Origin of the sequence: Streptomyces sp. M41(2017) (genome assembly GCF_002078175.1) — a bacterium.
Taxonomy (GTDB): Bacteria; Actinomycetota; Actinomycetes; order Streptomycetales; family Streptomycetaceae; genus Streptomyces.
On the sequence record NZ_MWFK01000001.1, the window covers coordinates 5,402,905 to 5,417,209 of the forward strand.

The window sequence follows — 14,305 nt, forward strand, 5'->3', positions numbered from 1 at the left end:
GGCTCCCGAGCGCCGGCCCCGTACCCCTCCCACCCGCCGAACCATGAAAGGACCCTCCATGCCGGAGAGCACACCCCCGCTCGTCGACGCGCACGCCCACTTCCTCACCCCCGAGTACGTGGCCGCCGCCCGGGCCGCCGGGCACCTCCACCCCGACGGCATGCCGGGCTGGCCCGACTGGAGCGCGGAGGAGCACCTCCGCCTGATGGACCGCTGGGGCATCGGAACCTCGCTTCTGTCGATCTCCTCACCGGGCACCCATTTCGGCGACGACGCCGCGGCCCGCGCCCTCACCCGCCACGTCAACGAGACCGGTGCCGCGATCCGCCGACGGCACCCGCACCGCTTCGGGCACTTCGCCTCGCTGCCCCTGCCCGATGTGACGGGCGCCCTCGACGCGCTCGCCCACGCCATGGACGACCTGGGCGCCGACGGCGTGACGGTGGAGTCGAACGCCCACGGCGTCTACCTCGGTGACGCGCGCTACGAGCCGCTGTACGCGGAACTCGACCGCAGGCGGACCCCCGTCTTCGTGCACCCCACCTCCCCGCCGCATGCCGAGGACCTCGCCCTCGGCCGGCCCCGCCCGATGCTGGAGTTCGTCTTCGACTCGGCCCGCACCGTGAGCGACCTGGTGTTCGCCGGTGTCCTCGCGCGGTATCCGAACATCCCGTGGATCATCACCCACGGCGGCGGCGCCTTGCCGCTGCTGGCCCAGCGCATGGAACTGTTCCGCCCGATGCTCTCCACCGGTGCCGCGGACTCCGCCTCCGTACCCGACCAGCTCGGGCGCCTCTGGTACGACCTGGCGGGCACGCCCTTCCCCCACCAGGCACCGGCCCTGACGGCCGCCTTCGGCAGCGAGCGCGTGCTGTACGGCAGCGACTACTGCTGGACCCCGGCGTTCGGCGTGGACGCGCAGGTCGCCTCCCTGACCGGGGCCGCCCAGCCCGCCGGCGACACCTGGCACGCCCTGACCACCCGAAACGCGCAGCGGCTCTTCCCGCGCCTGAACCCCGGTGCTGCGGGGTGAGCCCCGGCCGGAATCGCACGATGTCAGGTCCTGCCTCCGAGGTCGTTATCATCCGATAGAAGAGTTTTTAACCTTTTCTCATTGTGTGGTTCTCCTCCCGGGGTGGTCGATGTCCCGCAAGCCGCCGACGGACGACGACGAGCTGCTGGCCAGGCTCGGGTCGCTGACCGCTCAGGCGCGTGAACGCGCGGAGTTCCAGCGCTCGCAGGTGGAGCTCGCCATCGCGCTGCAACGCGGCATGCTTCCGGGCCACATGCCCTCCGCCCCCGGCTTCGAGCTGGCCGTCCAGTACGCGCCCGCGTGCTACGGCCTCAACGTCGGCGGCGACTGGTACGACGCCTTCACGCTGCCCGACGGACGGATCGGCCTGTCCATAGGCGACGTGCAGGGGCACAACATCGAGGCCGCGGCGTTCATGGGCCAGGTCCGGGTGGGCCTGCGGGCCCTCGCGTCCGTGACCAGCCAGCCCGGCGCACTGCTGGCCCGCACCAACGAGCTCATCCTGTCGCTCGGCGCCGACCTCTTCGCGACCTGCACCTTCATGCGACTCGATCCCACCACCGGCCTGCTGGAGAGCGCCCGGGCCGGACACATACCGTGCGTGTGGGCCACGGCGGACGGAAAATCCGGCATCACCGAGGACGAGGGCGGCCCGCCGCTCGGCATCGCCTCGGGGACGCAGTACCCGGTGACCCGGCACCGGCTCACCGTCGGCGGCGTGTTCGTGCTGCTCACCGACGGTGTCGTCGAGGGGCCGTCGATGAGCGTCGACGAAGGCCTCGACCAGGTCGTGCGGCTCGCGGGCGTGGCCGCCGTGGCGGGCCTGTCGGCCGGTTCACTGGCCGCCGCCGTCATCAAGGGGGCCGAGCGGGTGGGGCACGAGGACGACGCGGCCGTGCTCGTCGTCGGCCACGACGGCCGAGGCGCCCACATCTAGGGCCCACCCGCCGGTCGCCCCGGTCCGGCACGCACCGTTCGCTCACGCGGTCCGATCGGCAGACGCCCCCGACTCCGAACGCCCGCTCGCCTCGCCGAGCGGGCGGGGTAGGTGTCTGATGGCTCGTGTGGTGGGTACACACGAGCTGCGCAGGCCGGCTGTCCTGGCGCTCCAGACGCTGGCGATCGCCGCCTGCTACTACGGAGCGGGACGGCTCGGACTCGTGCGGCGGCTCTCCGTCGACGGAGCGGTGTTCACCCCCATCTGGCCGCCCACCGGAGTGGCCGTCGCGGTCCTGCTGATCCTCGGGATCAGGTCCTGGCTCGGCATCGCCCTCGGCGCCCTCCTGGTCGTCCTGTCCCTCTCCTCCTTCTCGTCCATCACGCCGTCCGTGATCGGTATCGTCGCCGGCAACACGATCGCCCCCGTGTGCGCCTACCTCCTGCTGCGCAAGGTGCGCTTCCGGAACGATCTGAGCCGGTTGCGCGACGGGTTGGCGCTGGTCTTCCTCGCCGCCCTCGGCAGCATGACGATCAGCGCGATGTCGGGCGTCGGCATCCTCATCGCCACGGGCAAGCTCGCCTGGGGCGACTTCTGGCCCGTCTGGCTGGCCTGGTGGGTGGGTGACGCGATGGGCGTCCTGATCATCACCCCGGTCCTGCTCATGGCCTACTCGCTCCACAGGCCGCTGAACCTGTCGCGGTGGAAGGAGGCCGTGCTCCTGGTGGCCGCGGTCTGCGTCATCGTGCCGTACGCCACCCGCAGCAGTCTCAGCCTGCTCTACCTCGTGTACCCCCTGCTGATCTGGGCGGCGCTGCGCTTCGAGCTGGCGGGCAGCATGGTGTGCGCCCTCTTCGCGTCGGTCCTGGCCACCATCGCCGCCACGGACCACGCCGGTCCCTTCGTGGACCTCAGCAACACCTCGGTCATGATCAAACTGCAGGCGTTCAACGGGTCCATGGCGCTGACGGCCCTGCTGCTGTCCGCGGTGATCACCGAACAGCGCAACACGAGGCGCTCCGTGGAACGGGCCTGTCAGGAACTGGTCCAGGTGCTGGAGCACCTGACCGCCGGGAACCCGCCACCCCGGCCGCCGCCCCCGGACGAGGACGACGACCGCCTGAAATGACCGCGGACGGGCCCCTCCCACGATCCGGACCGTGAGGGCACCGTGCCGCGGTCGACTCCGGTGGGGAAAGATGAGACCACAAGCGAAGAAACACCGATGTGGAGGTGCGGGCACATGCAGCACGAGCGCGCGGGCAAGCCGGCCGGCCCCGAGGACCTCGTCGACGTAGCCCGGTTGGTCACCGCGTACTACGCGCTCCACCCCGACCCGGCCGACCCCGGCCAGCGCGTCGCGTTCGGCACGTCCGGACACCGCGGATCGTCCCTGGCGACCGCGTTCAACGAGGACCACATCGCCGCGACGAGCCAGGCCATCTGCGAGTACCGCGACGGCCAGGGCACGGACGGCCCGCTCTTCCTGGGCATCGACAGCCACGCGCTCTCGGAGCCCGCGAAGGTCACCGCCCTGGAGGTGTTCGGGGCGCACGGCGTGACGGTCCTCCTCGACAGCGAGGACGGCTACACCCCCACTCCGGCGGTGTCGCACGCCATCCTCACCCACAACCGGGGCCGCACCACCGGCCTCGCCGACGGCGTCGTGGTCACGCCGTCCCACAACCCGCCGGGCGACGGCGGCTTCAAGTACAACCCGCCGAACGGCGGCCCCGCGGGCTCCGAGGCGACCTCCTGGATCCAGGACCGCGCCAACGAACTCATCAGGGACGGCCTGAAGGACGTACGCCGCGTCAGCTACACGCAGGCGCTGACCGCGCCCGGCACCGGACGCTACGACTTCCTCGGCGCCTACGTGGCCGACCTGCCGAACGTGGTGGACCTGGACGCGATCCGCGACGCCGGTGTCCGGATCGGCGCCGACCCGCTCGGCGGGGCCTCGGTCGCCTACTGGGGCCGCATCGCCGAGCAGCACCGGCTCGACCTGACCGTGGTCAACCCGACCACGGACCCGACCTGGCGCTTCATGACGCTGGACTGGGACGGCAAGATCCGCATGGACTGCTCGTCGCCGTACGCCATGGCCTCGCTCATCGCGCAGCGCGACCGCTACCAGATCGCCACGGGCAACGACGCCGACGCCGACCGCCACGGCATCGTGACGCCGGACGGCGGGCTCATGAACCCCAACCACTATCTCGCCACCGCCATCGGCTACCTGTACTCCCACCGGGACCGGTGGCCGGCCGGCACGGGGATCGGCAAGACGCTCGTGTCCTCCAGCATGATCGACCGGGTCGCCGCCGATCTCGGCCGCGAGCTGATCGAGGTGCCCGTCGGGTTCAAGTGGTTCGTGGACGGGCTGGTCGACGGCTCCATCGGGTTCGGCGGCGAGGAGTCGGCCGGGGCGTCCTTCCTGCGCCGCGACGGCTCGGTGTGGACCACCGACAAGGACGGGATCATCCTGGCGCTGCTGGCCTCCGAGATCACCGGCGTGACGGGCAGGACGCCCTCGGAGCACTACGCCGAGCTGACCGGCCGGTTCGGCGAGCCCGCCTACGAGCGGATCGACGCCCCCGCGACCCGCGAGGAGAAGGCGCTGCTCGCCAAGCTGTCCCCGGCGCAGATCACCGCGGACACCCTCGCCGGCGAAGCCGTCACGGCGGTCCTCACCGAGGCGCCGGGCAACGGCGCTCCGATCGGCGGCATCAAGGTGACCACGGAGAACGCCTGGTTCGCGGCCCGTCCGTCCGGGACCGAGGACGTGTACAAGATCTACGCGGAGTCCTTCCGGGGAACCGACCACCTCCGTCAGGTGCAGGACGAGGCGAAGGCCGTGGTGTCGGCGGCCCTGTCCGGCTGAGCGACGGAGCCCGCCGGTACGCGGGAGCCGGGGGCGTCGCGCCGTGAGAGACGGTGCGACGCCCCTGGCTCCGTTCCGGTGGGGCGGGCCCGGACCGGAGGGCCACAGGCTGTGTCGGGGGCGTCCCTCTGGCCCGCCGCGCGGTGGCCGCGGCCACCGCGCGGCGGGCCGCGGGCCCGTGGGCGGCATGATGGCTCGCATGCGCATCCGTATCGACGCCGTCGAGCTGCCCGGCCGCACGTGCCCGGCCCCCGAGGGCCGCACCGTCTCGGCGTACGACAACATCCACGTGGCCGTCCAGCGCCGCGATCGCCCGGCCGAACTGCTCGACCCCCAGCCGGGTGACGGCGCCACCGCGACCTGGTCCCTCGACTGCACGGCGGAACCGTCGGAGACCGGCATCCACGTGAAGGGCCCGTACGTGCAGGACCGGCTGGGTCACCGGTTCATCTACCTGTCCTGGGGCACCGTCGACGAGGCGGGCGTCTTCAGCATGTTCCGCCGCGCCAAGCTGATGCTCGACGCGGTTCCCGCCGACGTCCTCGCCGCCGCCGCGCGCGAAGGACTGCTCGTCGCCCGGCTCGGCCTGACCGACGAGTCCGGCCATCCGCGCTGTGCCCGGGTGGTGCCGCCGCAGATCACCTGGACCGCGGAACCGGCCGCGTAGCCGGTCCGCCCCCTGGCGCCCTCGGCGCGGACCGGGCTCAGGGTGCGATCCCGATCCCGTCGATCCGGCTCCAGCTCCGCTCCTGGGCGGCGGTCATCGCGGGCCAGGCCAGCCCACCGGGACGGGGCCTGACGCGTGACGCGTACGGGGCCGGGCGGAAGTCCGGGGAGTAGAAGCAGCCGGTGCCGTAGACACGGTCGAACGCGGCGCAGCTCGAACTGATCGACCGCGCGGAGGGCTTCCGCCCGGTGCGGACCCAGGAGTCCAGAGCGGCAAGGGAGTTGGCGTACTCGGCGTCACTGAGTTCGCTGTGCTCGGTCTCGCGGGTGAACGTCTGCACCAAGTGGGCGGCACGGTGGGCGCCTTGGAGCGTGGCCCGGTAGGCGGCCTCGTGCTCGACGAACGCCGTCGGGTCGTCGATCGCGTGCAGGGTCAGCACGGGCAGGGAGACCTTGCCGGTCAGGTCGCTGTCGTAGGAGAGGTCGCGTCGGGCGGCGGGGTCGGCGGTGAACCGTTCGACGGCGGCGTTGAGCGCCTTGTCGTCGTGCGAACCGGCGTACCGCACCCCCTGGTTGCTGAAGGGGTTCCGTCCGCCGAGCCGGTCGCGGACGATGTCCCGGAACGTGAAGGTGGCGAACCGAAGGTGTGATTCGAGGGTCCGCTCGGGGAGATGCGTGACGGCCAGGATGTCGTCGAGGTTGCGCTGCTGGAGCGCCGTGCGGTCCTCGGGCGGGGAGGAGAATCCGGTGCATTCCTGCAACCGGGCGCGCAGTCCCGCGGAGGTCATCGTCGAGTCGGCGCGCAACCCCTGCCACAGCGGGTACTGCGGCTCCGTGGGCCTCGGGTGGTTCCGGCAGTAGTACTGATAGACGACACGCAGGTCCACGCGGTAGTCGTAGCCGCGCGAGCCGCCGCCGAGGACACCGCTGGTGAGCAGCGCGCCGTCGTACGGGCCGCGTCTGCCGCCGTAGGTCTCGACGACCTTGGCGGCGACGTTCCCGCCCCAGGACTGGCCGTGCACGTACGTCCGCTTCGGGGTGCCGAACGTTCCGGCGAACAGGCGTCGCAGGTTCTCGGTGTCGGCGGCGGCCATGCGCGTCCCGTAGCCGCCGCGGCGGTACGAGGATCCCGCCCAGGCGTATCCCTGGTCGACCATCACGGACCACCGGTCGAGGTCACCGACGCTGCGGGTGGGGTCGGACTCCGGGCCGAGGTCCGGGCCGCCGTGGGCGTGCATCACGAGCGAGCCGTTCCAGGCGGTGGGGACGGCCATCGCATAGTAGGCGCCGTTGCCGTCCCGGCCGGTGTAACACGTCGCCTTTCCTGCGAGGTCGGCCGGACAGTCGACCGCGGCGGGCGGCGCGGTGACGGCGCCGGCCGGCGGTGCGAGGGTGAGCGTCCCGGCGATCGCACCGGCGACCAGGGCGGCCGCGGTCGCGCGGCGGGGCCCGCGTGACCGGGACCTGCGGGGGAGGCGTACGGGCGTGCTGGACCTGTTCACGGCGCGGCTCCTTGTCCTCGTCGGCGCGTCGTCGCGCCGTCGGGCGTGATGCTAGGAAGCCCGCCCGGGGAGATCCATGGCCGTGATCGTTGTGTTCATAGTGTTCGGCCCGGGCGGGCCGCCGGACATCCGCCACCGGGTGGGTCCGGCAGACGCGGGCGCGGGATCACCCGATCCCGGAACAGGTTGCGCGTTCGTTAGACCCTGTCACGAAACCTCTTGACCGTCACGCAATTGAGTTATAGCCTCTAACTAAAGCGAAGGTCAGTAACCAACGTGGAACGCAGTGGAGGTCGTCATGAACGCCGAAACGCTCGTCGAGGTCGTCCTGCCGGGCAAGGTGGAGCCGGAGGGCCTGGAGATCCGGCACGGGGCCGTCCCCGTCGCCGGGTCCGGCGAGGTCGTGATCCGGATGGAGGCGACCGGCGTGTCCTTCGCCGAGCAGCAGATGCGGCGCGGGCGGTACTACGACCAGCCGCCCTTCCCCTTCGTGCCCGGCTACGACCTGGTCGGCACCGTCCTCTCCACGGGCGCCGGCGTCGACCCGGCCCTCGCCGGCACCCGCGTGGCCGCCCTGCTCAAGGTCGGCGGATGGGCCACCCACGTGCGCGTCGAGGCGGCCGACGTCGTGCCCGTGCCCGACGGGATCGGGGCGGCGGAAGCGGAGACGGTGGTGGTCAACGGCATCACCGCCTGGCAGATGCTGCACCGCAAGGCCCATGTCCGCGCCGGGCAGACCATCCTGGTGCACGGCGCCAACGGCGGTGTCGGCTCCGTGCTCGTCCAACTGGCGCACGCGGCGGGCGTGAAGGTGATCGGCACGGCGTCGGCCCGCCACCACGACGCCCTCAGGAAGCAGGGCGTCACTCCCGTCGACTACCGGACCGACGACGTTCCGGCCCGCGTCCGGGAGATCGCCCCCGAAGGCGTCGACGCCGTCTTCGACCACGTCGGAGGCCGCAGCGCCGTCGACTCCTGGCACCTCCTCGCGCCCGGTGGCACGCTCGTCTCCTACGGCAGCGCCTCCACCCGCGACGACACCGGATCCAAGCAGTGGCCCGTGCTCAAGCTGCTCGGCCGGGTCTGGCTGTGGAACGCCCTGCCGAACGGCCGGCACGCCTACTTCTTCAACGTCTGGGGTGGCCGCGCCCTGGCCAGGAACGCGTTCCGGGCCCGGCTGCGCGCCGATCTCACACAGGTCTTCACCGCTCTCCGGCGCGGTGAGGTCACCGCGCAGATCGCCGCCCAACTGCCCCTGGCCAGCGCGGCCGAGGCCCTGCGGCTCGCCGAGTCCGGCACCGTCGCCGGGAAGGTCGTCCTCAACCCGTAGACCCCGGCCTCGCACGCCCGAGCCCCGGATCCGTCACCGCACCCCCGACCGGAGAAACGCGAGGACCCGCCATGACCGATGGACCCGCCGTGAGCAACCCCCCTGCCCCGGAAGCCGCTTCGAGCCGCACCGATGCCCACGCCCTGCTCGACGTGTGGCTGCGCCTGTGGAACGGCGATCTCGCCCTGGCGCCGGAGGCCGTCACGCCCGACTTCCGTCTCCACGCGGCCCTGCTCGACGGCGGTGACGGCAGCGCCGTCCGAGGTGCCGAGGGCCTCGCGGCCTGGATCGGGCAGACCCGGGCGGCATTCCCCGACCTGCGCTTCGCGATCGAGGCCGAACCCCTGGTGGACGGTGCCTTCACCTCCGTCCGCTGGACCGCCGGCGGCACCTACGCGGGTGGTTTCCCGGGCGCCGAGGCGGCCCCGGGGACAGCGGTCGCCTTCACCGGTACGGACACCCTGCGTACCCGCGACGGCAGGTACGCCGAGTACTGGGTGAACTCCGACATGCTGCATCTCTTCGCCCAGCTCGGGGTCCGGTGAGCCTGCGCGGCCGACGGTGTGCGCGCCCGAGTGCGGCGGCGCGGTCACCGGCGCGGGGCGAGGCGGCCGGCTTGCCCGCGCGGGCCCGGCGGTCGCGTGTCAGGGTGGATCCAGGGCCGTGGGCCCGCGAGACCGTCAGGGCTCCGGGACACCACCCGCCAGACGCCGAGCCGCCGGACCACCGGCGCGGAAGAAGGAGACAGCGCGTGGAGGAGAGGGAATTCGTCCAAGCGGTGTCGGAGCGCACAGGACTGTCACGGCAGGAGTCGGCCGATCTGACGCGCGCCACGCTGGAGACGCTCGCCCACCGGCTGAGCGGGGGTGAGGACCGGGCCCTGGAGCGGGAACTGCCCGAAGGTCTGGCGGAGTCCGTCCGCCGTGGAGCCACCTCGGCCATCGAGGCCTTCAGCTACGCCGAGACCGTGCGACGGGTCGCCGAGCGCAACATGCTCAAGAAGAGCGAGGCCGACAGCGGTGTCCGCGCGGTCCTCGTGACGCTGCGCGACGCGATCAGCGAGAAGGAGTTCGGGAACCTGATGTCGCAGCTCGGGTCGGACTTTTCCCAGCCCGTCGAGGACTTCGCCGGCTGATCGTCGGCGGCCCGTCCGGTCCAGGGCGGGAGCGGTGGGGTGTCCGCGGGTGGGGACGACGGTCGTTCTCAGACGGTCCGGTGCATCCCGATGGACGCGGGTGCCGTGGGCGTGAACCCGAACTTCTCGTACAGGAACCGGGCGTCGCCGTCGGCGATCAGGGACACGTACGCGCCGTCGGGGGTGCGCCGCTCCAACTCGTCGACGAGCGCCTTCATGATCCGCTTGCCCAGCCCGCGCCCCTGGTGATCGGGCAGGACGCAGATGTCGACGACCTGGAAGAAGCAGCCGCCGTCGCCGATGACCCGCCCCATGCCGACCGGCTCGCCGTCGTGGAGGACGGACACGGCGTGCCAGGTGTTCGGCAGCCCCGCCAGCGCCGCCTCCACGGGCTTGCCGCTCAGACCGGACGCGGTGCGCAGCCTGCGGTAGGTCTCCACGGAGGGTGTCCCGGCAGCCAGCATGTAAGGGTCACTGTCGCTTTTCATCTGCTACACGGTACGTGGGGCGGAGGCGGAAGGCAAAGCCCTCCGGCGGCGGAGCGGGGGCCGTCTCCCGGCCCCCGGACTCCGCGACGGACCGGGCGGCTTCGGGTCCCCGGACCTGGCCGACACGTCCCTAGTCGCCCTCGACGGCCATCTCCCCGAGGGGCGACCAGTCGTCCTGGGGAAGCTTCATGTTCACGATGCGCGGCGTCGCCGACAGATGGGGCGGGAGCGTCTGCTGGGCCGCCTTGAAGTGGGCCGACCGGACATGCGCCGCCCCGGCGTCGTCATCGCGGAAGGCCTCGACCAGGACGTACTCCGTCGGGTCCTCCACGCTGCGGGACCAGTCGAAGGACAGGCAGCCGGGTTCGGCGCGGGTGGCGGCGGTGAAGTCGGCGGTGATCTCCGGCCAGCGGTCGGCGTACTCCGGGCGGACGCTGAACCGGGCGGTGATAAAGATCATCGGGCACTCCTTCGTTCGGTGATGAGCCATTCTGTTCCCCCGACGGGGCGGGAGTGCCACAGGTCCCTGGGCCGACCGGTGGAACGTCCGTGCGGGCCCGCGACCCGCGGCCCGGCCGCGGCCTCACCAGGTGCGCGGGCGACCGGACGAAGGTCGCGCTGCGCACATGCACGTCCACCGCTCCCGCCTCCGTCCGTCCACGGCACCCTCCGCGTCGAGCGGAGCGGCCTCGCGCCCGCCCGCCGGCTGGAGCGACGGCCGTCCGGCGCGAGCGGGTTCGGCAGGCTCTGCTGAAGCACACATCCTCCGGCCAACGGCTGTGCGCACGGCGGGTGTTCATCGCGCGGAGCCCGCGGACTCACGAGATCACCGGATCGCGAGGCCATGAGGCCGTGAGGCCATGACGCCTTGGCGTCTTGGCTTCACGAGGCCTTGCGGTCAGTCGCGGCCGACCGCCGTGCAGACACACACCCTGTTTCCCTCCGGGTCGGCCAGCACGGTGTACGACGGGGAGCCGGAGTCGTCGACCACGGTGCCCCCGGCGGCGACGGCGGCCCGGATGCGGGACCGCGCCGATTCGGGAGCCAGCCACAGGTCCATGTGCCAGCGCTGCCGCGGTGTTTCGTGCGGGTCGGTCCGCTGGAACCAGACGGAGGGGACGCGGTTCGTCGGGTCGAAGGCGGAGTCGTGCACCGTGTTGCCCGCGTCCCCGGTGAGCAGTGCGGCCCAGAAGGGGCCGGCGACCGTGTCGTCCGCGGTGTCGAGGGCGATCTCCACCGGGTCACCTCGTCCGGGGCCGCCCCCAGCCCGTGCTCGCGGGCAAGTCCGGTGATGACACGGGCGAGTTCGAGATCCTTGGGCGTGACCCACCGGGCTCCCGCCGCGTCCACGCCGTAGAGGCCGATGTCGACCACCCCGGGAGTCAGCCTGATCTCCGGTACGCCGTGTCCGGCGGCGACCGAGGCCTGCGTGACCGCAGCGACGAAAGCGGCTCCCGAAACGGCGTCCCCCGTGCGATAGCGGGCGGTGAGCGGCTGGGCCAGTTTGCGCCAGTCGGGCAATTCGGCGGCGATCACCGCGAGAATCTCGCTGTTGCTGATCCTGTCCATGGCCCCATCGTTCCAGAGGGGTTGGGGCGGTGTCTTCCGGCACGCGAGAACAAACCCGGGAAGGGCACCGCGAGTCGAAGGGAATTCGCCTCGCCGGCGCACGGATCCGGTGCCTTGTCGTGTCACGGAATCCCGGGACCTCGCAGGCGGGAACGGGGTGCCGTGACCGGGCGGACGTGACCGGATACCGGTGACTTGGGAGTTCTCGGCATACGGCGCAGGATCTCTCTCGGAAAGTGATTGCGGTCGGTTCCAGGGCCAGGTGAATTCCTCGTGGACGCCCGATCGTCAGTCGTCACGCAGACCCGATCGTCTGTCGTCACCGAGATGAGGACTTCCTTCCATGTCCGACCGAATTCCCCGGCACCGAGTGATGAACGCACCCTCGATATCAGCGTTGTGGATTTCCCGATGAGTTCCGTCGAATCCGCCCCGGCGGCCCTCGCCCCGGCCGCGTCCCCTGTTGCGTCTCCCGGCGTCGCCACCGTCCTCAACCGCCTCGGGACCTGGGCGGAGGCCGCCGAACCGGCCGCGTTCCCCTACGACACGCTCCTCACGCACCTGCGATCCGTGGGCAAGCACTTCCTGACCGACGACCTGCTCACCCGGCTCGACGAGATCCGCGCGGCGCTGCCCGGCCACCCCGAGTCCGCGCCCGGCAGCGGCCGGCAGGACGGCGGGGAGACACGGGACGGCATCCGCCCGCAGGACGGAACGGCGTTCCTGCGGGGGTTCCTCGACGTCGTCCTGGACAAGTACGACGGCCGTTACGACTACCCCAGCTACACCGCTCTCTCCCTGCTGACCCGGCCCGCCACGACCGACTGGCGCGCGGCCCGCAGGGCACGCGACGAGGTCCTGCTGCTCCTCCTCGCCGACCTGGTCCGCTTCGAACAGCGGGCGCTGACCGGCACTCCCGACGACCCGCACGGCATGCCGCCCGAGTCCCGACTGGTCGCGAAGCGCGTCCGGTTGGCCGTGCGCGTGATGGAACCGGCCGCGCTGCGCGCGCTGCCCGAGGGGATCGTGGACGCGGCCGCCGCGGCCGCCGTCCCGGGGCGCACGCCCGGCGGGCGACTCGCCGCCGACGTGCTGCGAGCGGCCTCCCCGGCCCAGTCCCTGCTGCTGTCGGCGAGCGTCCAGCCGGTGTACGTGCTGCACGACGAGTACCTGTTCCTGCGGACCCTCCAGTCGTTCGAGACCACGTTCACCTTCATGGCGGCGGCCCTCGACGCGGCGGTGCGGCGGCTCGACGAGAACCGGCCGGGGGAAGCGGCCGACCTCGTCGACGCGGTGGCCGCCGTCCTCAAGGAGTCGCTGCCCCTGTTCTCCCTGCTGGCTACCATGCGGCCCGAGGCCTTCCGGGTCTTCCGGGACTTCACCGAGGGCGCGAGCGCCATCCAGTCCGCCGGCTACAAGACCTTCGAGTCCCTGTGCTCGACCCCCGGCCTCGCCCGGCTCGCCTCCGCCGCCTACACCTCCGTGCCCGCCGTCCGCGAACGGATCGTGAACGGCCGGCCCACCGTCCAGGGGACCTGGCGCGACCTGATCGCCGAGCGACGGCTGCCCGCCGAGGAGGCCGCAGTTCTCCAGGCCGCCGCCGACCGGCTCGAAGGCGTCCACCAGCGGTGGAAGCAGACCCACTACCGCCTGGCGGTCCGCATGATCGGCGAACGCTCAGGCACCGGCTACACCCAGGGCGTCCCCTACCTCGCCGCGGTCCTGGAGAACCGGCTGTTCCCCGCCCCCGACCGTCAGGGCGCCCTCGTCGGCTGACCGTCGACGACCCGCCCCCAGCCCGCTCCCCGCCCGCCCACGCACCGACCCCGCGCCCGGAGGCGTCCACCACGATGAGCAAGCGAGCCCAGACCGGGCGGCCCGGAACGGCCCGCCGGGTGATGAACCCCGACGAGAGCAACCGGCTCTTCGTCTACGAGTACGACCGGGGCAGCAACTACGAACAGGACACCCGGCTCACCACCGCCCTGTCGGCCCTGCTGCCCGAGGACACGCTCGTCCACCCGGATCAACGGCTGTTCCAGACCGTGCACCTGATCACCGAGTACGCCTGGTGCGACATGCACTTCGAGATGCGCCGCGCGGCCGGCCTGCTGCGCGACCGCGACTACCTCCTCGCCGCACAACTCCTGGAGAGAGCGTGCGCGTTGGGGGAGGTCGCGGTCCAGGCCGTCCGTGTCCTGCTGGAATTCCTGCCGCAGGAGAGCCTGCTGACGATGCGCGAGACGTTCCCGGAGAACACCACCGGGCTCGACTCGCCCGGCGCCCGCAACCTGCGCCGCGCGGCCACCGCGCTGTGGCAGGAGACCGAGGCCGCCGTGACGCGCGAAGGCCTCGGCCTCAGACAACTCGTCGTCGCCCAGGGCCGCGCCGCCGTCCCGGACCGCGAGGACAGGGCACCCGACCTCGCCCTCGTCCGTCAGGCACTCCTGCGGCTCGACGGAGCCGTCGCCGCCTGGAAACACCACCACCTGCGACTGGTGTGGTCCCAGCTCGGCGGTCACCCCGAGGCCGGAACGACCGCGGCGGAGGACACCCGCGACGGTCTGCCCAAGAGTCTGCGCGGCCAGTCCACCTCGGGCGTACGCGCCATGGCCGAACGCAGTCTGTTCCCCCGGCTGTGGGACTCCGTGGACGACACCTACCGGGCGTTCGTGCCCGACGAGCAGACACCCGCCTGAGCGCGGCCCGGCACCGCCGCACACGCGGGCACGGCCGACCACTGCCAGGACGAACGACGGAA

The 14,305-nt window shown here is 72.1% G+C and carries 14 protein-coding genes; 10 read left to right on the forward strand and 4 right to left on the reverse strand.

Features of this window, described 5'->3' with window-relative positions:
• The first annotated feature begins 58 nt into the window (after positions 1-58).
• From B0675_RS23620 to B0675_RS23640, 5 genes are all read left to right on the forward strand, one after another.
• Positions 59-1,033, forward strand: a complete 975-nt coding sequence (locus tag B0675_RS23620) for an amidohydrolase family protein (protein ID WP_081220811.1) — start codon at positions 59-61, stop codon at positions 1,031-1,033.
• A 109-nt stretch (positions 1,034-1,142) separates the two neighbouring features.
• Positions 1,143-1,970, forward strand: a complete 828-nt coding sequence (locus B0675_RS23625; protein ID WP_081220812.1) for a PP2C family protein-serine/threonine phosphatase — start codon at positions 1,143-1,145, stop codon at positions 1,968-1,970.
• 118 nt (positions 1,971-2,088) lie between these two features.
• Positions 2,089-3,099 (forward strand): MASE1 domain-containing protein, encoded by a 1,011-nt coding sequence (locus B0675_RS23630; protein WP_179165353.1) that lies wholly within the window; start codon positions 2,089-2,091, stop codon positions 3,097-3,099.
• Positions 3,100-3,213: 114 nt separating this feature from the next.
• On the forward strand, positions 3,214-4,854 hold the full coding sequence (gene pgm / locus B0675_RS23635) for a phosphoglucomutase (alpha-D-glucose-1,6-bisphosphate-dependent) (protein WP_081220814.1): 1,641 nt from the start codon (positions 3,214-3,216) through the stop codon (positions 4,852-4,854).
• Between the two features lie 199 nt (positions 4,855-5,053).
• Complete coding sequence (locus B0675_RS23640) at positions 5,054-5,521, forward strand: DUF5990 family protein (protein ID WP_241539847.1); 468 nt, start codon at positions 5,054-5,056, stop codon at positions 5,519-5,521.
• 37 nt (positions 5,522-5,558) lie between these two features.
• Here the strand turns inward: B0675_RS23640 and B0675_RS23645 are convergent, their stop codons facing one another.
• Positions 5,559-6,929, reverse strand: a complete 1,371-nt coding sequence (locus B0675_RS23645; protein ID WP_241539976.1) for a hypothetical protein — start codon at positions 6,927-6,929, stop codon at positions 5,559-5,561.
• Between the two features lie 391 nt (positions 6,930-7,320).
• Between B0675_RS23645 and B0675_RS23650 the strand changes: the two genes are divergently transcribed.
• The 3 genes from B0675_RS23650 (at position 7,321) to B0675_RS23660 (ending at position 9,487) form a co-directional block, all read left to right on the forward strand.
• Positions 7,321-8,352: a medium chain dehydrogenase/reductase family protein gene (locus B0675_RS23650; protein ID WP_081221967.1), complete on the forward strand. Its 1,032-nt coding sequence runs from the start codon at positions 7,321-7,323 to the stop codon at positions 8,350-8,352.
• Between the two features lie 71 nt (positions 8,353-8,423).
• Positions 8,424-8,897, forward strand: a complete 474-nt coding sequence (locus tag B0675_RS23655) for an ester cyclase (RefSeq protein ID WP_081220816.1) — start codon at positions 8,424-8,426, stop codon at positions 8,895-8,897.
• Between the two features lie 206 nt (positions 8,898-9,103).
• On the forward strand, positions 9,104-9,487 hold the full coding sequence (locus tag B0675_RS23660) for a DUF2267 domain-containing protein (protein WP_081220817.1): 384 nt from the start codon (positions 9,104-9,106) through the stop codon (positions 9,485-9,487).
• 68 nt (positions 9,488-9,555) lie between these two features.
• Here B0675_RS23660 and B0675_RS23665 read toward each other — a convergent pair whose 3' ends face one another.
• The 3 genes from B0675_RS23665 to B0675_RS41755 all read right to left on the reverse strand — a co-directional run bounded on the left by B0675_RS23665 (position 9,556) and on the right by B0675_RS41755 (position 11,212).
• A complete protein-coding gene (locus B0675_RS23665; protein WP_081220818.1) occupies positions 9,556-9,975 on the reverse strand; it encodes a GNAT family N-acetyltransferase in 420 nt (139 codons plus the stop codon).
• 130 nt (positions 9,976-10,105) lie between these two features.
• On the reverse strand, positions 10,106-10,435 hold the full coding sequence (locus tag B0675_RS23670) for a putative quinol monooxygenase (protein WP_081220819.1): 330 nt from the start codon (positions 10,433-10,435) through the stop codon (positions 10,106-10,108).
• 438 nt (positions 10,436-10,873) lie between these two features.
• Positions 10,874-11,212, reverse strand: a complete 339-nt coding sequence (locus tag B0675_RS41755) for a VOC family protein (RefSeq protein WP_206602724.1) — start codon at positions 11,210-11,212, stop codon at positions 10,874-10,876.
• Positions 11,213-11,955: 743 nt separating this feature from the next.
• Between B0675_RS41755 and B0675_RS23680 the strand changes: the two genes are divergently transcribed.
• Complete coding sequence (locus tag B0675_RS23680; protein ID WP_081220820.1) at positions 11,956-13,320, forward strand: hypothetical protein; 1,365 nt, start codon at positions 11,956-11,958, stop codon at positions 13,318-13,320.
• 74 nt (positions 13,321-13,394) lie between these two features.
• Entirely contained in the window at positions 13,395-14,243 is an 849-nt protein-coding gene (locus B0675_RS23685; RefSeq protein WP_143661082.1) for a hypothetical protein, read from the forward strand.
• The last annotated feature ends 62 nt before the right edge of the window (positions 14,244-14,305 follow it).